Annotated in this window: 18 protein-coding genes; 12 read left to right on the plus strand and 6 right to left on the minus strand. The window is 49.3% G+C overall.

What is annotated here, in order from left to right; all coding sequences use genetic code 11:
• Positions 1-74: 74 nt before the first annotated feature.
• The 4 genes from ACSTTG_RS08375 to ACSTTG_RS08390 all read left to right on the plus strand — a co-directional run bounded on the left by ACSTTG_RS08375 (position 75) and on the right by ACSTTG_RS08390 (position 6,659).
• Positions 75-1,070, plus strand: coding sequence for an ATP-grasp domain-containing protein (locus ACSTTG_RS08375; RefSeq protein WP_438457709.1), 996 nt, complete (start codon positions 75-77; stop codon positions 1,068-1,070).
• Positions 1,067-2,497, plus strand: coding sequence for a hypothetical protein (locus ACSTTG_RS08380; RefSeq protein ID WP_438474456.1), 1,431 nt, complete (start codon positions 1,067-1,069; stop codon positions 2,495-2,497). The genes ACSTTG_RS08375 and ACSTTG_RS08380 overlap by 4 nt, the downstream gene beginning before the upstream one ends.
• Complete coding sequence (locus tag ACSTTG_RS08385) at positions 2,494-5,154, plus strand: M14 family zinc carboxypeptidase (protein WP_438474457.1); 2,661 nt, start codon at positions 2,494-2,496, stop codon at positions 5,152-5,154. Before ACSTTG_RS08380 ends, ACSTTG_RS08385 begins: the two co-directional genes overlap by 4 nt.
• Positions 5,155-5,660: 506 nt before the next feature.
• Positions 5,661-6,659 carry a sensor domain-containing diguanylate cyclase gene (locus ACSTTG_RS08390; protein ID WP_438474458.1) on the plus strand — a complete coding sequence of 333 codons (999 nt, stop codon included), beginning with the start codon at positions 5,661-5,663 and terminating at the stop codon, positions 6,657-6,659.
• 28 nt (positions 6,660-6,687) lie between these two features.
• On the opposite strand, the gene ACSTTG_RS08395 is transcribed toward ACSTTG_RS08390, so the two are convergent.
• Positions 6,688-7,035, minus strand: coding sequence for an XRE family transcriptional regulator (locus ACSTTG_RS08395; protein ID WP_438457705.1), 348 nt, complete (start codon positions 7,033-7,035; stop codon positions 6,688-6,690).
• A gap of 177 nt (positions 7,036-7,212) precedes the next feature.
• Positions 7,213-7,797, minus strand: coding sequence for a TetR/AcrR family transcriptional regulator (locus tag ACSTTG_RS08400; RefSeq protein WP_438474459.1), 585 nt, complete (start codon positions 7,795-7,797; stop codon positions 7,213-7,215).
• A gap of 180 nt (positions 7,798-7,977) precedes the next feature.
• Here ACSTTG_RS08400 and ACSTTG_RS08405 point away from each other — a divergent pair, with 180 nt between their 5' ends.
• From ACSTTG_RS08405 to ACSTTG_RS08420, 4 genes are all read left to right on the plus strand, one after another.
• Positions 7,978-8,637, plus strand: a complete 660-nt coding sequence (locus tag ACSTTG_RS08405; RefSeq protein WP_438474460.1) for a haloacid dehalogenase type II — start codon at positions 7,978-7,980, stop codon at positions 8,635-8,637.
• A 443-nt stretch (positions 8,638-9,080) separates the two neighbouring features.
• Positions 9,081-13,658: a phosphodiester glycosidase family protein gene (locus ACSTTG_RS08410; protein WP_438474461.1), complete on the plus strand. Its 4,578-nt coding sequence runs from the start codon at positions 9,081-9,083 to the stop codon at positions 13,656-13,658.
• Positions 13,659-13,670: 12 nt separating this feature from the next.
• The gene (locus tag ACSTTG_RS08415) at positions 13,671-14,444 is read left to right on the plus strand and encodes a LamG-like jellyroll fold domain-containing protein (protein WP_438474463.1); all 774 of its coding nucleotides are present in this window, start codon (positions 13,671-13,673) and stop codon (positions 14,442-14,444) included.
• Positions 14,445-14,665: 221 nt separating this feature from the next.
• On the plus strand, positions 14,666-15,223 hold the full coding sequence (locus ACSTTG_RS08420) for an HD domain-containing protein (RefSeq protein ID WP_438474464.1): 558 nt from the start codon (positions 14,666-14,668) through the stop codon (positions 15,221-15,223).
• A 96-nt stretch (positions 15,224-15,319) separates the two neighbouring features.
• Here ACSTTG_RS08420 and ACSTTG_RS08425 read toward each other — a convergent pair whose 3' ends face one another.
• Positions 15,320-15,625 carry a DUF1330 domain-containing protein gene (locus ACSTTG_RS08425; protein WP_438457699.1) on the minus strand — a complete coding sequence of 102 codons (306 nt, stop codon included), beginning with the start codon at positions 15,623-15,625 and terminating at the stop codon, positions 15,320-15,322.
• A gap of 387 nt (positions 15,626-16,012) precedes the next feature.
• Between ACSTTG_RS08425 and ACSTTG_RS08430 the strand changes: the two genes are divergently transcribed.
• From ACSTTG_RS08430 to ACSTTG_RS08440, 3 genes are all read left to right on the plus strand, one after another.
• The gene (locus ACSTTG_RS08430; RefSeq protein ID WP_438457698.1) at positions 16,013-16,777 is read left to right on the plus strand and encodes a hypothetical protein; all 765 of its coding nucleotides are present in this window, start codon (positions 16,013-16,015) and stop codon (positions 16,775-16,777) included.
• A 216-nt stretch (positions 16,778-16,993) separates the two neighbouring features.
• Complete coding sequence (locus ACSTTG_RS08435; RefSeq protein ID WP_438474465.1) at positions 16,994-17,938, plus strand: phosphate/phosphite/phosphonate ABC transporter substrate-binding protein; 945 nt, start codon at positions 16,994-16,996, stop codon at positions 17,936-17,938.
• A 45-nt stretch (positions 17,939-17,983) separates the two neighbouring features.
• Positions 17,984-20,167: an EAL domain-containing protein gene (locus ACSTTG_RS08440; RefSeq protein WP_438474466.1), complete on the plus strand. Its 2,184-nt coding sequence runs from the start codon at positions 17,984-17,986 to the stop codon at positions 20,165-20,167.
• Positions 20,168-20,213: 46 nt separating this feature from the next.
• On the opposite strand, the gene lhgD is transcribed toward ACSTTG_RS08440, so the two are convergent.
• From lhgD to ACSTTG_RS08455, 3 genes are all read right to left on the minus strand, one after another.
• A complete protein-coding gene (gene lhgD / locus ACSTTG_RS08445) occupies positions 20,214-21,413 on the minus strand; it encodes an L-2-hydroxyglutarate dehydrogenase (protein WP_438474467.1) in 1,200 nt (399 codons plus the stop codon).
• An 80-nt stretch (positions 21,414-21,493) separates the two neighbouring features.
• On the minus strand, positions 21,494-22,126 hold the full coding sequence (locus ACSTTG_RS08450; protein ID WP_438474468.1) for a 3'-5' exonuclease: 633 nt from the start codon (positions 22,124-22,126) through the stop codon (positions 21,494-21,496).
• A gap of 163 nt (positions 22,127-22,289) precedes the next feature.
• On the minus strand, positions 22,290-23,105 hold the full coding sequence (locus ACSTTG_RS08455; protein WP_438474469.1) for a hypothetical protein: 816 nt from the start codon (positions 23,103-23,105) through the stop codon (positions 22,290-22,292).
• Between the two features lie 278 nt (positions 23,106-23,383).
• Here ACSTTG_RS08455 and ACSTTG_RS08460 point away from each other — a divergent pair, with 278 nt between their 5' ends.
• Positions 23,384-23,878, plus strand: a complete 495-nt coding sequence (locus ACSTTG_RS08460) for a GNAT family N-acetyltransferase (RefSeq protein ID WP_438457692.1) — start codon at positions 23,384-23,386, stop codon at positions 23,876-23,878.
• Positions 23,879-24,350 lie beyond the last annotated feature (472 nt).

Consider the following 24,350-nt stretch of genomic DNA (forward strand, 5'->3'; position numbering starts at 1 on the left):
ACAGAAATATAAATAACGTCAGCAAAACTTTATTAACAAAACTCTCATAACCATTAATTCAAGCGAGGCACAGTATGGGATCTCACAGGGTTGGCATGTGGATGTACGAAAACGGCGGCGGTCAACAAATTCAGCAAAAACTTATTAACAATCTTCTCGATAGGGATATACAAACCGTTAGTGGGTTAAATCTGGCTAATGCCTATGCACAAAATGGCAGTGTGTACTGCCAAGGCAGGGATCTCTCAGAGCTGGAGCTGTTTTTCTCTTATAACGCCGGTCAGCAGACGCCCTACCAAGTCTACCTATACCAGACCATCGACAGCATGATGCCGATGATCAATAACTACGCCTCATTTGCACTGACAGAAGATAAATTTCGTACCGCGCACCGCTTAAAACAGTGTGGTATCACCACCACCGATTACTTGGTGTGCAATCGAGACAATATTGATCAGGTACGTGATCAGTTCCGCAATTGGCGCGGCAAAGCCATCTGTAAGCCCGTCGATGGCTGGGGCGGCAATGGCATTATCAAGCTCGAGCAAGAGCGCGATCTTGACCTGCTCAAACCCTTTATCGAGCGCCAGCCTCAGATTCAGTTTTATCTCGAGCGTGTGATCGACAACGACTACTCCGATTACCGCATCGATATCGTCGATGGTCAATTCGTTGCTTGCTACGGGCGCAAAGCTGCCCCCGGTAGCTGGAAGACCAATGTCTCTAGCGGCGGCCAAGTGATCCTACGTGAACCAAACGAGCAAGTGATCGAGCTGGCTAAACGCGCCGCTCGTGTAACGGGTCTTGAGATCGCAGGCGTAGACATTATTTATGACCTCGAATATCAGCGCTATGTGGTGATTGAGGTCAATGGCATCCCTGCTTTTGCCACCCCTGACCAAGAGGCATCAGGGCTGAATTTTAACCAACGCAAAATTGACTTGATTGCCGACCTTATCGAGCGACAGGTCACCGCAACCAAGCGACCGGTTGAGCCGCTTATCGATCAGCTTTCTACCTCCTTTATCCCAACACCTAACACCGACAGTTATAAGGAAATTGCACTATGAACACCCAGGGAGCATCACGCCCAAAAATTGGCCTGTTGTATTTAGATCACGTCCTACGCTTTTTTGACCGCTCTAACTTCAAAGGCTGGCCAGATAAAATCGAACAAGTGGTGTACCACTGGGGAAACGACAAGCAGCGTTTTATCAACGAGGTTAAGCGTAAGAAGATCGAGGTCTTGGTGGGCAATATCCCTGCTACGGCGTATGAGACCTTTCGCGAGATCAGTCGTGCGCTGCCAGAGGTAGAGTTCGTCCCTTCGCTCGACAGTCAGTTTTGCAATAAGTCCAAAGAGAACGTCACGCATTTTTGTCATAAATATCAGTTGCCAATTCCGAAGACCGAGATCTTTTACGAGGTCAATGAGGCGCTTGAGTACTTAAGCCATACCGATTACCCAAAAATCGTCAAGCGCTCTTATGGCCCGTCAAACTATGGCGGTTATTTCGTCCACAAAGTCGACTCTGAGCAAGAGGCGCTGCGCCTATTTGCTAAAAAGCAGTACTACCCAGCCTACATCCAAGACTTCGTGCCAATGAAGGCCGATATCCGCGTGATGCTCGTGGGTCATCAGCCAGTGTGTGCCTTCTGGCGTCGCCCACCAGAGGGTGAGTGGCTGACCAATACCAGCCAAGGCGGCAGTATGGATTATCAGGCGGTTCCGCAAGCGGTTTTGGATCTGGCGGTTGAGGCTTCAAAGGCCGCTAATGCCGAATACTGGGCGTGCGATATTGCGGTAAGTATGGACGATGACTATACCATCCTAGAGTGTGCTACTGCCTTTGCCGCCTTCCCGTACATTCGGGACTGGATTGGCCAATACTTGATGTGGTTATTTGCCCCTCAGGACTTTAAAAAACCGTACTTTGCTCATCGTAACTGGGAGGAGTTAGGCAAGATTGACTCATCGCTGCTGCGCGTAATGCGCCACCTGAGCTTTGGTCAAGCGAGCCTGTCCACGGATACCGGCGAACTGGCACCGAATCACCAAGACTATCCACTGATCCGCACCAGTAACGAGCTGTCAGAGGAGTGGCCGAGTGAGGTCTGGAATCGCCAGGGACTCTACCCACACCAACTGATGGCAGCAAAACAACACGTGACTCAGCTAGAGACAGCAGATAGTGCTATCGAAAGCCTCGAACAGGTGCCAGACCAAGATATCGCGCCGCAAAACCAGCAACCAGAGTTGTCTGCCGAGCAACTAGTTGCGTTTTTCTGCACTGTAAAAGGTATCGGTGTAAACCTGGCTAATACTATTATTGAGCATCTTGGCACTGAGCAGACCTTGCATGCCCTATGCGAGCAGCCTGAGCTATTGATGACCGTCCCGGGTCTAAAACAGAAAAAATGTGACGCTATCACGCTTGAATGGCAAGCGCAGGCCATTTCTGAGGCAATAGGCACTGAGGCTGAGGCAGTTAAATGAAAAAGCAGTACCTGTCTTATCAGCAGACCCAAGCCTTTTTAGAGAGCGCAATGGCCAAGCATCCGGATCTGATCCGGTTGCAGAGTATCGGTGAGACCCATGAGGGACGCCCTATCTTGCTGGTCACCATCTCGCAAGATGTCGCTTATGCCGATCTCAAGCCCGCGCTGTTGTATACCGGTACCATTCATGCGCGCGAATGGATTGGTAATGAGTTAGCGGTGAGCTTTATCCAATACATCTTGGATAACCTTGATAGCAATCCTGATGTGATTGATGCTCTTAGCCGCAACACCCTGTATATGGTGCCGTGCCTTAACCCAGATGGTTTTGAGTATTCACACAATCACTTCTCGTTTTGGCGCAAGAATCGCCGTGACAATGGCGATGGCACCTTTGGCGTTGATCTTAACCGCAATTTTGCGGTCAATTTTCGCCACTCCACTCAGACCGGATCCAACATCTATGGGGGGCCTGATGCATTCTCAGAGCCAGAGACCCAAGCGATAAAGAGCTTTGTCGAGGCGCATAGCAACATTCGTATCGCGCTGGATTATCACTCACAAGGAAATGTGTTCTTTCCCGCCCACAAGTTCAACCATGAAGCGGAAATAGAAGGCACCGACCTGAATATTTTGTGTGCCAATATGGCGCACGAGATCTATAAGGTCACCAAGCGCCAATATGGCATTCACCGTGGCAAGCCACCAGCCAACCTGATACATGGCAGTGGCCGCGAGTGGTATTACGATCGCGGTATCCTTGCAACGGTCGTCGAGGTCGGTAGCCGTAACATCCCCGACTACCTGATCAACATGTCACAGAGCGTGGATGAGAATATCCCCGCGCTGCTGTATGCCCTGCGTAGCGCAATTAACTACTCGGAGCTTGCCCCATCGCGCCCAGAGCAGTTTACCGTGCGCCGAGTTGAGGCCAACCAAGCGGAACTGGTTTGGCAAGCGGATGAGCAAGAGAACGGCTGCCATTTTCAGGTCTACCGCAGCGAAAAACCCAAGGCGCCATGCACGCGTGAGAACCTAATCGCTATCACCTCCCAGCATGAGTTTGTCGATAAGCAGCTAAAGCCCGGTCAACGTTATTTCTATAACCTGCGCCGGGTCGATAAGTTCAACCGTATCACCTCGCCGTTTGCACCTGAGTTGCGACTCAAGACGCCGCTCGACAAGGCCGATTGTGCTTTCACCCTGTTCCCACAGCCCGAAAAGATTGGTTATGTCGGTGAGCTGACGAAAAACAACAGTGAGCACTTTGGCCATAACTCGCTATTTATTGGCGTCAATAAGACCAAAGGGGTCTGTTATGGGGTGATTGACTATGACCTCAGTCGTTTGCCTGAGGATGCAACGATCAGCCAAGCCGAGTTCTCTCTCTACCCGATGAACCGCGTCGGGGCCAAGATAGAAAACTATGGCGAGTGGTCAGTCTCAATTCTCGACCCAGAGCAAATCACTGACATTAGCGATTTCAACCAGATCCACAATGCCACCCCAGTACAAACCCTTGGCGACACGATCGACTCGGATCAGCTCACACAAGGGATCTGGAAGATCTGGCAATGTACAGCGATGGAAAGGCGTCTAATCGAAGAGCAGCTCAAGCGCGGACGCTTGCTGCTGCGTATTCAAGGGCCGGATCAGCTGCCACTTGGCAACGATTCGCAAATGATGCAGTTCGATATTGGCTACGGTCGCTTTGGTGGGGGTATTCACTACCGCCCTAGCCTGTATCTGATCTATCAGCGCAAACCCAAACATCTGCAGATCAGCGCCGACCATTATCAAACCTTTACCACCGATCACATTGATACTCATCACCTTGTCAGTGGGTTTGATAGCCAAGGTCATCCTGAAATTGGCCAGATCGCCTTTACCCTGCCGAGTTTATCCGAGCAGAAAAACATCGTCATCACCGAGGCGTGCGTGGTTCTTGAGGCGGACATTGGTCGCTCATCGAGCCGCTCGATGCGCTTTAGTGTTGGCATTATTGATGATGACAGCACGCTCGATACTCTGCCCACCAGCTTTGATGACCTTGAGTACGTGGGCTACGAGGTCAGCAGTCAAGATCTGGCGCGCAATCCTCAGCAAACCTTCCTGTTTGATAGCAGCGCCAGACAGCACTTGGAGGCGCTGCATGACAGCGGCAAACCCATCCGCCTGGTCTTACTCGCGACATCGGAGTCTGAGCAATCAGATAATCGCGTGGAGTGGAAGACGCACTCAGATGCCAATGGCTTTACCCCCCAACTGCACCTCACTTATGTTGAGCGCAGAAAAGAGGCGCTGCCACCACCGACCGACTTGCAAGCTTGTATGGAGGGCGGAATCGTTAAACTGACTTGGCAAAACCCCGATGACCCAGCCTTAGTCGGCAGCTATGTGGTGCGAAACAGCTTTCACCCACCACGCAACCCGTTTGATGGCGTTAAACTATACGCAGGCAAAGATGGCTATACCTTTGACCGCTTTGGCAATGCTAATAAAGCCAAGTACTACTCGGTGTTCTCATACGACGATGTGCCTAACTACTCACAACCAGTCACTCTCAGCTTTAGCAGTGAAGAAGTGACGGAAGTGACTTATCAAGAGTTCGAGGCGCAAGACGAGGTTGAGCAGCGTTATCGAGACGGGGACTAAAAAACGAGGGGGCGGGGTTCGGGTACGGGCTCTGCCCTACGAGGAGCGAGGAGTAACAGAGGCGAGAATCGAGAGACGAGAGGCGAGATAGGCAACTCGCAACGAAGTGTTGCCCGCGCCTCTCTCCTGTTTTTGATTTTAGTGCCTTGAAGCTCGCACTCTTGGTAGCAATCAGTAACACAAGGAGTGAATCGCGAGTACGGCCTCGACTCTAAGAGGAGCAAATTAACCGCAGCGACAACTAAACTCCTCGCACCTCGGAACGGAGTGATACTCGCACCTCGCCGCCTTGTTTTAATCGGTTTTAGTTATGCAAAAGTAAGACGAAGTTATAAATAACCCTACAATCGGCTGTTTTACTCAATTTCCCTCCTATCTAAGCTTGTCACCCTGTCCTAGTCTTGAACGTACAATCACTATAGTCGTACAAGTAACAAGTGGTCATTGCCATGTTAGAACGTATCCGCCGACTGTTTGGGGTCGAGGTTTGCAATCAAGGAGTCGCTATGCCAACCGGTTTGAATGAGAATATTTACCAGACTCTATTGCAGTCGAGTCACCATGTGCCTTGGAGCATTGATTGGAAAACCAAGGAATTTACTTACATCGCGCCTCAGGTAGAAGACATCCTCGGCTGGCCACAAAGTAGTTGGAATTCTGTGCGCGACTGGATTGCGCGCATTCACCCAGAAGATCGCCAGCAAACGGTTGAGTACTGGGCGGAGCTTTGTGAACAGGGAACCGATCTCGAGCTAGAGTACCGCTGCAGACACCAATCGGGCGACTACATTTGGCTACGAGATACCATCCATGTGAGTCAGGAACTAGGCCAAACCACCACGATTGCTGGCTTAATGTCGGATATTTCCGAACAGAAATACATGCAGCTCGAGCTAGACCGAATTCGCGAAGTGAATCACTCACTATCGCGCACCGATAACCTGACCGGCGTCGCGAATCGCACCGTGTTTGAAGAGCACCTATCGATGGAGTTTTCCAGGGCGCGCCGAAACAAATCGTCACTGGCTCTGCTGTTCTTTGACCTCGATGATTTTGACCACTACTCAAAGCGTCACGGCCCATTAATGACCGACAAAACGCTGTTGCAAGTCGCGGCATTAATTGAGAAACACTTTTGCCGCCCTGCTGATAAGGTCGCTCGCTGGGGTGTTGGCACCTTTGTGGTGTTGTTACCTGAAACGGAGGAGATGACCGCGCAGTTGCTAGCCGAATCGGTTCGCCTAGCCCTGTTCGATGCCAAGCTGACTCATAAGCAATCCTCGGTCGCAGACAGGCTTACCTTGAGCTCAGGTGTGGCGGCAATGAGCCCGCAGTCTTACTTCCGCTCGCTCAATGCGTTTGTTGAGAAGAGTGCACATAACCTACAACGTGCCAGACACAGTGGCTGTAACCGGATTTTCCCTCAGCCAAGCATTTATCGCTTTCTGGATAATAAAGTCACCGAAGGCAGCCTAACCAAGCACGAGCGCATTCGCCGTTATTAAGGGTTGGGATTGTCTGATATGAGTATGCCTATGCAACTGTGTGGGCGTATTCAACAATCACAGAGTTACCCTCGATATAAGCACGTTGGATTTCCCCATCTATGGTCATCGCTGTTTTTAGGTACACCACCTTTGGCGCCTGTCCATCAGCCGCCTTCAAGGAAGGCAGGATCAATTGTGGCTCAACATGCATCAGGGCACAGAACTGACTGACAAACGCCATGGTTAGCGGGATTTCACCGCGCAGCATGGCGGAAAAGTCACGCTGGGTGAGGTTAAGTTGTTTCGCCATCTCCATTTGCGTCACACGCATTTTGGCTTTTTGTGACATCCAGATTTGATAAAGGGCTTTTGTATCTTCTCGCGTAAATTCCATCGAACCATTCCACTGCATCGCTATTTTAGGGCGCTCATTGTGCGTATCACGCCCAAACAAATGTCAGTGGATGGTGAGAGTTTGATTAGGATTTTTTGAAGAAAAATAACACAAAAAATGTATAGAAAACGACCTTAACAATAAGCACAAACCAAACAAAGAGTTAGAAGAAATAAGTTAGAACGGATGATGGCTAAACATCTCGTCAATCATCTCCTCGAGCCGCTGCGGATCATTACACACCTTGGCATAGGTTCTCAGCCCCGCGATCTGCACTTGTACATAACCCGCCATCTTCTTTGGGTCTTTACTCGCATCTAACTCGCCTGCCTTTTGCGCATCACTAAGCACCTTGGCAAACTCCCCTTCCATCCGTTGTAGTGCCTTGCGAGTAAAATCTAACAGCTCAGCATGCTCGTCGGTCAGTTCAGCAACCGTCTTCGCCAGCATGCACATACCGCTCGGCGCTTGAGTCAAAGAGCCGATCACCTGCGAGCGGATAAACTGTTTTAATGCCTGCAAGGGCGAGCCATGTTGGTTGCGAAAGCGCGCCAGTTTCGCCACCCCGCTGTCAGAATAATACTGCAGGGTTTCCTTAAACAGCGCTTCCTTACTGCCAAACGCCGCATAAATACTGCCTGGGCGAAGGTCAATCACATCCTGCAAGTTACGCATCGATGTTGCATGAAAACCTTTCTGCCAATAAAGCTGGGTTGCCTTGTCGATGACCTCAAAGCGGTCAAATTTCGCACTTTTCGCCATAGATACTGCCTCATTCTATTTTTGAACGTTAGTTCAATTGTAGTTAGGTCTCAAATAAGGGTAAAGGGATCTTACGCAAAGCATTGATTATAAACCTTGCGATAAATAGAAAACCTGAGTAACTTGAACATGTGTTCAATTTTTAAGCAAGCCCACCAAATAGCAAATCAAGGAGAAATCATGCCAACCTATGCGTTTGATGTTTATGGTACTTTGATTGATACCCACGGGGTGGTTACCCAACTTCATCAACTGATTGGCGAGCAAGCACAAGCCTTCAGCCACACTTGGCGCAATAAGCAACTTGAATACGCCTTTCGCCGCGCCCTGATGCAAGACTACGTGCCCTTTTCTACCTGTACTGCGGATGCGCTGGAGTACGCCTGCTTAGTGCACCAAGCGCCACTCCAAGAGGCGACCAAACAGCAACTTTTGCAACACTACCTAACTCTGCCCGCCTTTGCTGATGTCGAAAGTAGTCTTTTACAACTCAAGCAGCAGGGAAATAATCTAGTCGCTTTTTCCAATGGTGAATTGGTAGCGCTGCAAAGCCTGCTCGCCAATGCCAATCTGCTCGGGCTTTTTGATAGCGTGATCAGTTGCGAGGCAATTAGAACCTTTAAACCTAACCCAGCGGTCTATACATACCTTGTTGAGCAAACAGGCGATCCAGACACCCAACTTATCTCGAGTAATGCCTTCGATATTATCGGTGCACATCATTTTGGGCTTAAGACTCACTGGCTACAACGGGACCCAAGTAATCTGTGGGATCCGTGGGGAGAAGACCCAACCAATATCATTCATTCGTTGGCAGACCTATCGGGAGATGCTATCTGAACAGTTTGCTGGGTAGCAATGCCAATTGCCACTAACACCGTCTTCATAACCCTCTGCTGTATCAACACCTCTGACGATAACGAGTAGCCTCGCTGGAATATACCAGGTCAATTTGATTTGGCGTACGTGCTCAGCCTCCATGTTGACTCGCATCGATAGCAAACATCCTTAAGCAAACGTTTGCTTAAGGGTTTGTAACAGAATTTGAAATATTTTTGCGCACAACACACAAGCAAATGTAAGCAAGTATTTCAAGCAGCTAGCTGGTTTACACCAGAGGTTCTGATGATTAATCACGATAAATCATAAACTTGTGGCACGGGCTACCCCTCGCTGAAACAAAAATGACATCCCTAGACTTTTTTCCGTCATATCAGCGTAAGCCTTCCGTCACAAAGACTCCCTAGTCTCTGCGCGATTTTTTTACTTAAAGAGGCAAACTGATGTCGTTAGTTAGACACATTCCACACCAGTGGAATTTGCTGTCGGTAAGCGTTGTCGCAGCATTGCTGGTCGGGTGTAATTCCGACTCGCAAGACAGAGACTATATTGATGGCGCACCAGGTGGCGAAGACTTTGTCGCCAACATCATTCAACCACCGAGTGACCTGGTCGACAGGATCAAACCTGCGCTGCCACCGCGTATTATGGACGTCACTGGACACCCAAATGAGCAAGAGCCGACTGAGATCACCCAGTATCACGAGTACCAAGTTAACCGTGATCTCACCCTGACCCAAGGTAAGCTCAATCACGCGCGTAACTCAGACATCATGACTATGGAGTTCAATACTGGGTCAGGTATCGACCTAGTGCCAATTGAACGCTCAAGCGGCCAGTTCAGCATGGAAACCACCACCGATTCTGTGAACTACCAAATCGATCAAGGTAGAAACATTATCGGCGCGATCAATGCTGACCCATACAATATGGTCAACGGTTGGAACCTAGGTATTGTTACCATCGACGGCAACAATTTCACTGGCTGGGGCGTAAGCCAAGAAGCAGTGATCATCGTCAACCAAGATGACTCATTGGAGATCTGGGAGCATACCCCAGAATTTGAACTCACTTGGGGCGTCAATAAGCAGTACCAAGGGTTGGTGTCGAATGTTTTCTACTTTGACAAAGAGAACTACGAAACTAAATCCATGAGCCAGAGTGGTGGCAACCTCGATATCTTCCCGGGCGATACATATCGTGGCACGGTCGATCTTTCTCAGCGCTCAGGGGCATTGGTAAAACCTGAGATCAATGGTGTTTCCGTGGTTGCCAATGATGATGGTTCTCCCATCGCTCACTTTGCCCCATTTGAGGGCCAAGTGGTCGAGGTTATCCAGGACGAGCCTAACTATGTGGTTCCATCAGGCCACCTGCTAGTTGCCTCTCAACCGCTTGACATCGGCATTGATACGCTTGCCGTTGGTGACTTAATCACTGCCAACTATCAGACGCAAGATCCTCGCTGGGGTGAGGTTAAGCACGCACTTGGTGCGGGCTTTAGAAACGTCATGCTGGTGAAAGATGGGCAACTGCACACCGATAACGATGAGTCTGCGATCAGCGGGCGCACAGCCTTCGGTATTCGTGCCGATGGTTCTGGCTTCTTCCTCGTTGCCGATAAGCCTATCGGTACCTTCAGCGATGGTATTACCCTCAAGAAGTTGGGTCAGATCATGCAAGCCTATGGTGCAGTTGATGCGGTTAACCTTGATGGCGGCGGCTCAACAACCATGACGATGCGCATGCCAGGTGAGAAATACAATCACGTGATCAACATCCCTTCGGATGGCTCAGAGCGTGTGGTGGCTTCGAAGTGGGGCATTGAGCTCAATCCTGAGCAAGCAAGCTACGACGATGCAATCGCTCTATTCCCGAAAGAGATGACCATCTTGGCTAACTCAACCTACCGCCGCTTTAAGGCGATCGGCTACGATGGTGACTCATTGCATGCTTCAGGTGAGAAAGTCGAATTTGGTATCAGCGATGCCGCTATTGGTGGTATTGATGTTCGCTCCGGCGCATTCCGTGCCAGCGCGAAGGAGAGTGAAGGCTTCGTCATTGCCAATTTAGGCGACAACCCTGATGACCTTGATCACCTCAAAGGGGTCGCGAAGGTGTCAGTGGTCACCGATATCGATGAGATGTACTTCGGTAGCGAGCACATTACCCTAGGCCGTGGTGAGTCCACCCCTATCCTGCCGGTACTGATCGCGAATGAACGTGTCGTCACCTATGAGCCTTCGTCGCTGTATTACACACTTAGCAATCCAAATAGCGGTCGCATCGACCCTGAAACCGGTATCTTCTATGCGGCGGATGTCCAAGGCGGTGAGGTAACGGTTTCTGTTAGCTACATCAATGGTGATACCCAGCTAGAAACCACTATCGATATCAATATTGGCCTGCCACCTGCAGTGATTGAGGACTTTGAAGGCTCAATTGCTCACCTATCAGCCACCGGCGCGCGTTTCAGCAAGGTCGAGATTGAGCAAGTAGACTCGCCAGTATTCGATGGTGAATACTCACTCGAGCTGTCTTGGGAAGCCAACCCTGCTGAGCCGGGAACCTTTGGAGCCTACCTGGTTGATGAAAACCAAGTGACCGAGCTCCCTGGCTACCCACGTCAGCTTGGCGTTAACGTCTACATCCCAGAAGAGCTTGCCGGTAAAGTTTGGTGGGTACGTGGTCAATTGCGCGATGGTGAAGGCAATGCCGTTGGTATCAACTACAACAATGAAGGTGATGCCCTGCCAGCGCGTGGTTGGAACTTTATGGCCGCAGATATTCCTGAAGGTTTGCCACTGCCACTCAAGTTCGACCAGCCGTTCCGTTTCCTTGTTCTGCAAACAGCAGAGCGCATCGATACCAGCGTAGTACTAGATAACTTCACGGCCATTTACGATCTTGAAACCGATCTGGCTGGTCCAACGGTCACACTGACGCCTGGCGATAGTGAGACTATCAATAGCCAAGACGTCACCGTACGCCTGCAAGTATTTGATGAATCTGGTGTCGACTTTGAGCGTATCGAGCTACTACTCGATGGTGAGACAGTCTCAGCGGAGATCCACAACAACGGTGAGGATGCCTTCTGGGTTGAGCTCCATAACCTTGATGATGGCTGGCACCGCATCGATTATCGTGTGTTCGATAAGCTAGGTAACGCCTCTGCTGGCGACAGCCTGTTCAACGTCGTAACCGACGATGCACGTATTTTCATTGGTGGTGACCACGATGCGATCTATGCCGGCGGCACGTTCAACTTGCCTATCGAGGTGGTAAAACCTGAGTCGTTTGATAGCTTCACTCTGACCCTAAACTACGATGCAACCAAAACCTCTCTCAATGTTCTAGCGGAAGACCTCGAGTTTGATGATGTCGTCACCGACAATGGCTTCTGGCAAGGTACATTCAAAGGTTTTTCTGAGAATGTTCATACGCTTGCACAAATCGAACTGACCGTTGACGACTACGTTCAAAACAGCGCAGCTTCTATCGTTGTAAGTGGTGAGTTAGACGGCAAGCCGTTCTACTACCCGGTCCTCAAACAAGACATAAGCGGTAAGTTTGTTGTCGTGACCGAGCATACGATTTCCCATCACGGCTCACGTATCTTTATCACTGACGCGAATGGTCGAGCAGCCTCTGGGGTTGAAGTTGAGCGCGTTTACTACGATGTTGCCAACGACATCGTGGTTGATATCGAGCCGATCGGTACTACCGATGAGTTTGGTCTGGTGCGATACCACCCAGGTGACGATGCCGATAGCAGCGTTGAAATGATTTTGCGCGCGTACGATGATGAGGGCGCCTCGTTGATGTCGCGAGTAATGTCTCTCAAAGAGCAACTGACCGCCGCGCCACGCCATGTTTTCTTCATGCCTGGCGCAGATCAGAGCGAGGTTAATGTCACTTGGTTTACTGACTCTGAGACAGATCAGACTTACGCTCGCTTTGGCAAGAAAAGCGTGCTTAGCCAAGTCGGTGTTGATACCTCATCTGAGATCCTGCCATTCTTCTATGGACCTGAGTCGGGCATTGTGCGCGTGCACCATGCAACCTTGACTGGCCTTGAGGCGGATACTGAGTACAGCTACCAAGTCGGTAACGACTACGCGTGGAGTGAGGTATTCACCTTCCGCACCGACCGCCGTGACGACGAAGTGCGTATCCACCTGTTTGGTGACACCCAAACCACCAATGACTACCATCCAAACCATGGCTCGCAATTGGTTTCTGAGATCTTCGCTAAAATGAATGCTCAGCTGCCAAACCCAGACTTGATCCTTCACGTGGGTGATATGACTGAAGACATGAGTGACTATCAATTAGTCCGCCAGTTCTTTGAAGCAATGGAAGGTCAAGGCCGCTTTGGTTCAGTGATGTTTGCACCGTCAATGGGTAACCATGAGGTCTACAACGAGGGCCGCTACAAGTACGAGTCGATCTTCAAATCACCGGCCAATGGCCCATTTGAAGCGCCTAACAAACAAGCGGTCTACAGTTTTGACTACGGCAATGCCCGCATTGGCGTGATCACGACCGAGTTCTTCACCATTGATGAATGGGTCAAGATGGTCAACTGGATTGAAGAGGACATGGCGGCTTCAGACCAAACTTGGAAGATGCTGCTGATGCACCGTCCACCGTACGAGGGCAACAAGGATTCAGGTAATGAATGGCCGAAACGCTACCTACCTCGCCTTGTCGACAAAGCTGGCATTGATTTGGTTATCGCAGGTCATGATCACATGTACTCACGTAGCGTTCCTATGACTTCGGCCCAGCCGAATGAATCTGGTGCAACCTACTTGATTGCCGGCTCTGCCTCGATGAAGTTCTATGACGCTGACTTTGGCGGTATCGTGCCGTTTGCAGACGTACTGTACGACGAAAACGTACACACCTACACCACGCTGCATATCCAAGGTGAAGAACTGGAAGTACAAACTCGTACCCTAAGCGGCAAGCTTATCGACCGTACCGTGCTTACCCCACGTGCAACTCGTGGCTTTTAAGGAGAATCAAGCATGAACAAAACCCTAGTCTCCCTGCTGGTCGCCTCAAGTACGCTGCTGGTTGGGTGTAATGAAACCGAGTACAACGACATTCTTATCCCTGTCGACAGTGACGTGCGTGGATTCTGGACTATGCTGGCTGACACTGAGTGTGAGCAGGGCGAATACTGTTATCTGGATTACAGCGAGTACAACAACAAGTTGTATGCTATCGATAGCGGTGATCGCAAGCTCACTCACGATGAAGTGCTACTTGCCGAGCATCGTGTCAAAGGTCGATTGGATTCAGCCGTTTACCTAGAGACGTACCAGCTCGATGATGGCGGCATCGCTGAGCCGCCTCGCCTGCAAACCGAGAGTGATAGTGATTTCGAGTCTCGCCCACTGTCTGATGAGTTCACTATCCATGTCCGCGCAACGGGTGAGCCTGGCTCGATTTTGTCCCTATGGAACGACAACGAGCTGGCTTTGCACCTTGAAGTGCTCGATGGCGTGCTGATGGCAACCTTTGATAATCATGGTAAAAAACTCTTTACCTCTATCAAGCCGGCAGCCTTTCAAGAGATCCAGCTGGTTTCAGATGGCGAAACCGTCACCTTGACCAACAACTGTGTTGAAGTTGGTCAGTTTGAGCGCACCGCCGGACTACCGATATTGAGTGACTCTCCACTGCGATTAACCGCTTTTGAGATGCGTGGTGGGTATACCGAAGCCACTCAGTTCACTGGCGCACTGGATGTGATCCGAATTTCTGATCGAGTTGAACAGAGTATTTTCTGCCAATAACTTTGATTAGCAATCAAAAAGTCAAAAGGCTTCCTTGGGGAAGCCTTTTTTCTTGTAACTGCTCCACACATCTGGTGAGCATACTCTCTATCACCCATAACTTATTAAGCTAACATTCAATCATCTATACGATAGACGCTGTATTGGTCGCAAGCCTATTCCTTCTACTTAGCCATTAGCTTAGGGCTATACTTATTTTTTGTCTTAACGGAGGTAGCCAAATGGAAGTCACAACTCACTACCCATTAGTGGATGAGATATTGCTGTCTTATCAGTCGGTCATCAAGCAAGACTACGACGGTTATCGCAACCATGTCACGCGGATGCTTAACTTTTGCCACTACCTCGCACCGGAGATAACACCCGAGCAAAGCAAGAAACTACAAATTGCGGCAGCTTTTCATGACATTGCGCTATGGACCCACGATCGCGTTGATTACTTGGTACCTTCATACCAAGAGTGTGCTACATACTTGGAGCAGCAAGGGCTGAATGATTGGCAACAAGAGATCCAGATCATTATCGATATGCACCACCTTGTCTCGGTATATACCGGGCCCTATCAAGAGCTGACTGAGGTTTTTCGTAAGGCTGATCTGGTTGATTTCTCTTTGGGAATGGTGCGCCATGGCGTGGATAAAGCGTTTATTGATGACGTCAAAGCTGCCCTGCCCAATGCGGGGTTTCATAAAACCCTGCTGCGCTTTACCGGCAAACAGCTCACGCGAAACCCTCTTAATCCAGTCCCGATGATGCGACTTAAAAATATCTATCATTGACCGAACTGAAAATACACTCCAAACCCCAAAGGCCCCTCATCTCCAACAAGAAATGAGGGGCTTTCGTGTCTAAGGAAAAAGGCTTGGACGCTTACCTTAGGCTAGGTCATCCTTCGCTTCTACAAGCGCGTGATGGCTGACTGAGCCTGCAGTGCGCGCTTTAAGGTGCGGCACATACTCGGGGTCGTTCATAAAATCTATCGCCGCCTGACGACTTGGCCACTCAATCACAATGCGCAGACCCGGCTCCTCACGGTCACCCTCCAGGCGCTCATGGCTGTCGGTGCGCGCGAGGTATTTACCGCCATACTGTGCCACCAGCTTATTCGCCGGACCAATGTAATCTGGAATCCAATCTTGATTGGTAGGGGTTACTTCAAGTACTGAGTAATATTTCGACATGTCGCATTCCTCTTCAGTGGGGCATTAATCTCCGCGCAACCGTGCCCATCGAGTATTGGAAGCTAGGCGCGAACCCAACGACCATGATGGATTGTTGTCACAAGGTGATAAAACAATAATTCCTACCACTGGAACTAACAATTGCGCTTATAGGCGAATGACATTTTAGTTTTTGTTGATAATTAAAAATAAGCTGAGACATAAGAACCCTAGACTGCGCGAGTACTAGGTTCATAGCACCAAGGGCAAAGGTACCGATTTATATTTCACACAGTGTCACACTTTTAGCACGTGCTGCTGACACACTACCCGCTGAGTTGTTTTATCCTACACTCAATTCATATTTGGTAGACCGATTGGTCATGTTGTTACTAAAGGAGAAAATCCGTGTCATTGAAAAAATCGCTGCCGCTGATCTTCATGCTGTTTTGCAGCGTGGTGTTGACAGGCTGTGAGGTAGAGTTTGGCCACTCCCCGAATCGCTGTACCACAGTCAATAACAAAGACATTGATGGGACGTTTGGCAGCCGCTCAGTGTATCGCACCGATATTGGCTATGAGACACGTATTGGCTATACCCACCGAGGTCGACAGGTCCTTCATAGCGAATGTGCTCCTGCATTAACTTACTACAATGGTCAAATCACCACCTTCAATTGGTTTGAGTATGGTGTTCCAATCGAAAACGATGGCATCACTACGCTGCGTTTTTCAACCTCCAATGGTATGAGTCAACTGCACGCGACACGATTTGTTCGTGAAGGTCGTGCGACCGAAGAATTTTCAGAGCGCCCACTCAGCAGCAATCGCACCCCAACGCGCACCAAAGCCATCTTCGAGGGAGACTTTCCATTCTCGAGTGTTGAGGTCGTCGATAACTTCAATCAAGAAGGCGTTCGTCAGGTCTCCGGACTGGTGGGCAACACGCGCAAAACGCAGCGCTGGAATGAAAACACTCGCCAATACGACTGCTTGTACAGCTCTCCATCCACGGACAAGATCGATTCTGGCTGTAGTAACGAAATCACCCTAGATCTCGAGTTTTTCAGCGAGATCCTTCCTCTCGAGTACTACTTCGATGCCCTGCTAGAACCTTTCAAATACCAAACAGACGCTAGCAAGATTTGGCGTGAGGTAAATCGTTACCCATAAAAAATAATGGGCAGCCTTTCATTGGAGTGGCTGCTCTTTCTTACCCTTATTCAAGCCATGGTTCGAGCACGCTGAAGCACTGAGTCTCCCTCAACAACGACGGACACAAAACAGCTATCTAAACCGAACTTCGTCCTATTTACATTTGCAAGGTGAGATCTATGGCTTATATTTTAGTGACATGTTACACATTTATGACTCAAGGATGGGACAAAAATGATCAATCGCCTGTTGCTGCTGCTCGTCTTGCTCGTCTCATGCGCCCTACCTCCAGCTTTGGCACAACAGCATTCACTACCGATGGACGGTCTCACTCCCACTAAAACCACCATTGTCATTTCAAGAGTCAGTACCAACCCCAAAAAACACTACAAACACCTCAAGCCGGTTGCCGATTACCTAGCATCACATCTGGCAGAGTTTGGTATCACTGAGGGTAAAGTCGTGTTTGCCAAAAGCAATGCTCAGATGGTGGACTATATTCGCACGGGCAAGGTCGATTTGGTGACCGAAACACTCTTCTCCGCCATTGAGTTTCAACAGCAAGCACAGGCAGAAATTGCCCTTCGGCGCTGGAAAAAAGGGGTAGCGGAGTACTCCACGATTATTTTTACCAAGCAAGGACTTGGCATCGAGTCTCTCGATGATTTGGTGGGCAAAACTATCGCATTTCAAGACCCAGGCTCAAGCTCTGGGTATTTTATTCCCGCCTCAGTGTTGATTCAAAAAGGCTATAAGGTCCAGCGCTTAGAGACCCCCCGACATAACCCACCGGTTGATGCTATCGGCTATGTCTTTGCCAACAAAGAGATCAACATCTCCGCTTGGGTGAATAAAGGCATTGTCGAGGCTGGGGCTTTAAGCGACAGAGAGTGGGACAATATTGAGGACATGCCCGCCTCATTTCAAGTCGAAAATCAGGTCCTTTATCAAAGTCCCCCCTTTCCCAGGGCGGTGGAGCTCATCCGCAGTGACTTGCCTGAAGAGCTCAAACATCGCGTTATCGACATTCTTGTAAATGCTCATAACGACCCGCGAGGGAGACAAGCGCTGCAAGCCTATCAAAAAACCAAGAAATTCGACCACCTCACTGAGCAAGAAGAGAGTATTCGCATTGCTGCAGAGCTGCGGAAAGTCGTTGTCCGTGAGCTGATGGAGTAGACCTTGCAGAGCGATAATAGCATAGGCCAGAGGATGCTCCAGTGGATGACGCAACACAAGCTCGGCATTCAAGGAAAATACATCGCCGGTACGGTTATCTTGATCGTCACCACAGTGTGCCTGATCGCGGTGCTGCAACTGAAAAATTACGGCGTGATCGCTAAGCAAATTCTGGTTCAGAGCAAATCACAAACTCAGAGTAGCCTGCTGCAGCAAATGGAGAAAAAAGGTCTGGCGATCCTCGACTATATCTCGGTGGCGGTGATCAATCCGTACTACGAATATGACCTTGAGGCGACCTATCGCTTGCTCAAACCCGCACGCAAAAATGAGGACGTGGTATCCATCTTGGTCTTTGATACCAAAGGCAAGATTTTTCATGACAGCTACGACACCATTCCAAGTTACGGAATCCCATTAGCTAACCCACAACTCATCGAAACGGTGATCAGCAAAAAGCAGCTGTATTCCGTTTTGGGCGACAATCACCTAGTACTCGCCAAGCCAATCCTCATGGCTGACCGGGCGCTTGGCGGTGTCCAGCTAACGCTCTCCCTCGATAACATCAATCAGGATATCGAGGCCATCACCGGTAATTTAGCTGACACCAGCAAGCGCGGTTTCCATGCCTTGTCATCGTCATTGATTATCATCGCGCTTATTGCTTGCCTTATTGGGGCAACGATTGCCGTTCTTATTGCCCGCTCGCTCGTGCGCCCCATCTATGATTTGGTTGCCCACACACAGCGTATTGGCCGCGGTGATTATGATACTAAACTCTTGGTTACCCGGGAGGATGAGGTAGGTGAGCTTACCAGTGCCTTCAGCCAGATGGCACACAACTTAAAGGCTCAAACAGACGAAATTTCGTTTCTTGCTTTTCATGACTCATTAACCAAACTGCCAAATCGGCCCTTCTTTATTAAGCAGCTCAATCAGTTACTCGAGGGGGCAGAGCAAACAAGGCGCTTTTCTATTTTATTTCTTGACTTGGATGAGTTTAAATTCGTTAACGACAATTATGGTCACGAAGCAGGTGATAGGCTCTTGCAAGAGGTGTCTGGACGATTGACCAGCAACATTCGCTACAGCGGCGACGCTATGCGCTCTAATCGTGATGATGAACACCTCGATCTCGTGGCTCGCATTGGTGGCGATGAGTTTGTGTTTTTTATCTCTGAGGTGAAAGGCCAACATCACACGGATGCAATAGCCAAACGCCTGCTTGCCGCCATTCGCCAACCCATCTATATCGATGAGGATGAGGTTGCCATTGGCGGGAGTATTGGCATTGCCAGATACCCAGAGGATGGGCGCACCGCCGACGAGCTGATCTGTCACGCCGACCTCGCCATGTATGAGGCTAAAAGAGGGGGCAAAAACAATATCACATTATTTGACCCGCACTTGGCACAAAACCATCATCGTCACTCGGAGCTTGAATTTGATTTACGCCGTGCGACGCAAGAATTAGAGCAGTTCGAGGTGCACTTCCAGCCTCAGTTTTCGATCAAGCGAAACGAGCTTGTGGGCGCGGAAGCCATACTGTATTGGAACCATCCAACACAGGGCCTCCTGCCTCCGAGAGAGTTTATTCCCATCGCTGAAAAAACCGGTTTAATCATTCCAATTGGCCATTGGGCGATCAAGAATGCCTGTCGTCAACTCCGGCTTTGGCAATCGATGTACCAGCACGACCTACGCTTATCTCTTAACCTGTCGGCCAAACAACTACATCGCCCAGATACACTCAATCTGCTCGACGACTGTCTTGCTCGCCAGCAAGTGGCCCCGTCCTCGTTACATGTAGAGATCACTGAGGCGACGTTACTCAAGGACGAACTCAGCGCCCAAAAGGCGATCAGACACCTGAGCCAACTCGGCATACCCGTTTGGATTGGTAACTATGGCACCGGTTACTCTTCACTTGCCTATTTGCAACGTTTTCAGGTTGATGGGATCAAGATAGACCACAGTTTTATGCTCGAGATCGAGAGCAATCCACACGATCAAGCCCTTGTTGCAGCCATGACCGATGTGGCTCATCACCTGCGCCTTGCGATCGCCGCCAAAGGCATTGATTCGTGCGAGCCACTGGTATTTTTGCGTGATACAGGCTGCGACCTGGCACAAGGTGATTATTACTCTGATCCCATCCCTGCAGCACAGTTTCAATGTCGTTTTCTGCAAAGAAACAACTTGCTGCGCATCGTCCCCGACAACAATTAACTCTAAACCCTGAGCTTAACGAATAGCCTTAAGCCTAATACGTAGCCTAGAGCTCGCACTGCTCAGCCAACTTATCGGCAATCATCCGTCCTATTGGTATTGCAGACGTCGCGGCAGGCGACGGCGCATTACACACATGCAGCATCCTTGGTGCCTCGAGAAACAAAAAGTCATGCACTAAGCTGCCATCTTTGAGCACCGCTTGCGCGCGGATCCCCGCAGGGTAAGGTTGCAGGTCATCTTTGGTCAGTGATGGGCAATACTTTTGGCACTGGCGCAGATAGCGCGTTTTGATCAGTGAGTTGGCAAACTCATGTAATGCGGATTGGAAGTGGGTCTTGAGTAATCGCCAAAAGCCAGAGAACCCCAGATAATCTGCAATATCGTCAAGCCTAACCGCGCCCTTACGGTAACCCTCGCGAGAAAAACCCAGGACGGCGTTGGGCCCAAGGGTTATCGAACCATCCACCATTCGAGTCAAATGGATCCCAAGAAAAGGCAGGTCTGGATCTGGGACCGGATAAATGAGTTTATTTACTAGCTGAGCTTTTTCTGCTGGAAGGCGGTAATACTCACCGCGAAATGGGATGATCTTATGCGATACCTTGAGACCGGCCAGACGCGCTATCCGATCCGATTGTAGCCCAGCACAAGCGACTAAGTAGCGCGCGGATAGCGACTGCTGACCAAAGGTCAGCTCGTTCCCTTCCTCACTTGAGCTGATTTGATTTACGCCATGACCAAGATGCAACTTAGCACCCGCTGAGACGAGTTGCCGCCCCATTTGCTCACAAACCTGACGATAATCAACAATGCCCGTAGAGTGAACCTCTAGCGCGGCTAGACCGGTAATGTTGGGCTCTTGCGCTATCAACTCATCGCGAGTTAGCCAACGAACACTAACCTGATTCTCCTCGGCCCGCTCAGCCAGTGCTTTAAGCCTATCCAGCTCCAACGGGGTGGTCGCTACAATCAATTTGCCGCACTCAACATAGTCAATGTTGTGCTGACGACAAAACACCTTGGTCTCTGCCTCACCCTGATGGCATAACTTGGCCTTAAGGCTACCTGGAGGATAGTAGATCCCACTGTGGATAACGCCACTATTGTGACCAGACTGGTGCAACCCGAGCTCCGCTTCCTTTTCCACCAACGCCAAACGACACTCTGGCCAGCGCTGCTGGATGGCCATTGCGGTGGCGAGGCCTACTATTCCACCACCGATAATGCAAAAATCATAGTCCATTGACTCTGCTCCTTTTTTTCTTGTCTAAGAGCAGTTTAGGAAAAAGACGCGCGTTTACTACTGATCAGAGTTAGCAGCGCTTAAGCAGCGACTCGATACTTTTCGAGCAACTTTCCTACCGAAGCCTTGGGCGTTTTAGCGATTTTTTGCATCAGGGCAAAATCAGGATCGTCAATGCCATATTGCTGCTTGAGCGTCTCCAGTTGCACCAACCACAATGACGCAGTCACCTCGGCATCGGCCAACGCGCGGTGAAACACGCCGTCATTATCAATCTGATGATAACGAACTAGATCGCCCAATTTATGTGAGCTGACCTCTTGATGCAAACGGCGCGACACCAACAGTGAGCAGGCAAAGCAGCCATCGTAATCACGCCCTATTGCTTTGAGCTCGGCGTCTAAAAAACGCTGATCAAATGAGGCATTATGCGCCACTAGGTTGCTACCCTGAATAAAGTCGGCAAACTCCGTCATCACCTCAGCACAACTGGGCGCATCGGCCAGCATCGCATTACTGATCCCGGTATAACCTTCAATGAAACCGCTGACACGAAACCCCGGGTTCATCAGCCTTTGAAATCGATCAACGACTTTGCCCCCCTCAAGCTTGACCGCCCCAATCTCAATTGCGCGATCGCCTTGGTTGGGTGACAAGCCCGTGGTTTCGAAGTCGAGGATAATGACACTTTTTGCCTTATGACTTGGCAACATGAATGAACTCCAACCTTATTAACTTTAATGATAAAGCGCGCTAACTACTACGCGCCAATCGAAACAAACCCGCGGCAATCTATACCCGGCCGTTTTCACAGCGCTGTATCTTGATCATGAGAGAAAAGCCGCCCGCTGCGCCGAGCCCTACTCCCTGATTTGTTTACTCTAGCGTATTGTCTTTGAATTCCCATATCATTGGACACGTATGAGGGTCGTAGCAAAATAATTTAGCGAGTGCGAATGGTTGATTAACGATGATCTGCTGCTGCAACATATCAACTAACACATTGACTTGTGGATGGGTGTCAGTGGTTGTGTTATCCCACGCCTCAATATCAGCACCAAAATCCACTACAATAGCTTGATGCGGTCGGTAATACCGGTTGTTAACCTGCTCTTCAGTCAGAAAACCTGAACTGGCTACACTTAGTACCTTAAGGTCTGGGTCAATCAATACATAAGTCGACGCATTGTAGATTAATGCACGGCTGTCATTTCGCTTACTCTCCATCCCAATTAAGCTAAATGAACGATCATGTATGTTGATTGACCTGATCACAATCAGGCCATCGAGCTCATAATCAAGAATTAGCTCTTGAAGATGCTCGTGAATCGCACCGATATCAGTCGAGTTACGCTCTCTCCAACCATATGGAAAACGTGAATCACCAAAAAAGCTATCCATTATAGCTTTTCTATCATATCGCATTTCGATCACTTCAAATTGATCTGAATGCTCCAACAGCTCTACAGTGCTTTGCTCATACAGATCGTTGAACTGACCCAGACGAGAAGTGAGCTCAAGCTCATAGCTTTTGCCACCATGCTTTTGATGGATACTTTCTTGTGTAATAGCAATAACGCCAATACGTTTTATGTTTCTTGCTTTGGCCATATCTTCTGGGCTTCCGGGTGCTCCCAAAATATGACAGCCTGATAGTGTCAACAGGCCCAAAATCAGCAATAAGTACTTCATAATTTTCTTCGATAGCTAGTAAGTAGGTTTAATTTTGTGTCAGCTCACGCGATAGATGTGGCTCCGAATTTCGCGCACTTTGGCAGAAACACATGAGCACCGGCAGCTTATAGCACGAACTACATGCGCCACACAACAAAGGAGGTTAACTTTGAGTCAGATAGTGCATCGCTTTTCTGATAACAGACACCATGATAACCTTCTGATCAGCAATACATTAGTGGCCCCATACGTAGGAGCCCCACGCCTCAATTGATGTGATCCACGGAAGTAATCGAATGACGACAACAGTTAAAACCTTTTATTTGGAGATGCACTCTCCCGAAGAGATCAAGGCTAAAGACAAACCTGACGAAATCACCGTTCTTGAGGCTGAAATTAAAGAGTTCAGATTCAATCGCTACCTCTACCAACTGGTCGGTGAGAAGTGGAGCTGGAATGACAAACTATCGCTATCGGATGATGATTGGCAACAATACGCCGAAAATGACAACCTAAGAACGTGGGTTGCTTACGTAAATGGCACGATTGCTGGGTACTATGAACTACAAAAGCAACCAGAGCAGAATGTCGAGATTGTTTATTTCGGTCTCGCACCCAAGTTCTTAAATCGTGGCTTGGGCGGGTACCTACTCACCCACGCACTAGAGTCAGCTTGGCAATGGGGCAAGACAGAGCGTGTTTGGGTGCACACTTGCACACTCGATCATGAATCAGCCCTTTCAAACTATCAGTCCAGAGGATTGAAGATTTATAAGACTGAGATGGATTAGCAAATAATAGATAGCAAAAAGCCGCTGTAAACAGCGGCTTTTCTAAAGTCTGGATCAAGCAATTTTCTGTCAAACACCCCTTAGAAAGATCAATCACTTATCGCGACAAAAAACCAGATAATGTCAAAAAATAGTACCAAAAGGTGTCAAATTCGGGAGGAGCACAATATTTACCTCGTTAGTATGTAAGAAAGTTACAATACATTCTCGTATTGTATTACTGAGAAGCTAACGACAAAGTCGCCTGGTAATTCACATGCGACAGAATTGCTTGATGATCACAGTCAGCGTTCTGTTGCTGTGATTACCAAGGAAGCGTGACGGGATAAATACCAACCGATTCTGTCATGCCCTTATATTTTAGCCCACTCGCCTCACACATCGATATTCACTGATTGAGACCGTTCTATTCTCAGCTCACGAGTATTGAGTGCTTCTCTCTTCCAGATTTTTTGGATAGTCGTGATGCTCA

The sequence above is a fragment of the Vibrio glycogenivorans genome (assembly GCF_051660965.1).
In the GTDB taxonomy this organism is placed as follows: domain Bacteria; phylum Pseudomonadota; class Gammaproteobacteria; order Enterobacterales; family Vibrionaceae; genus Vibrio.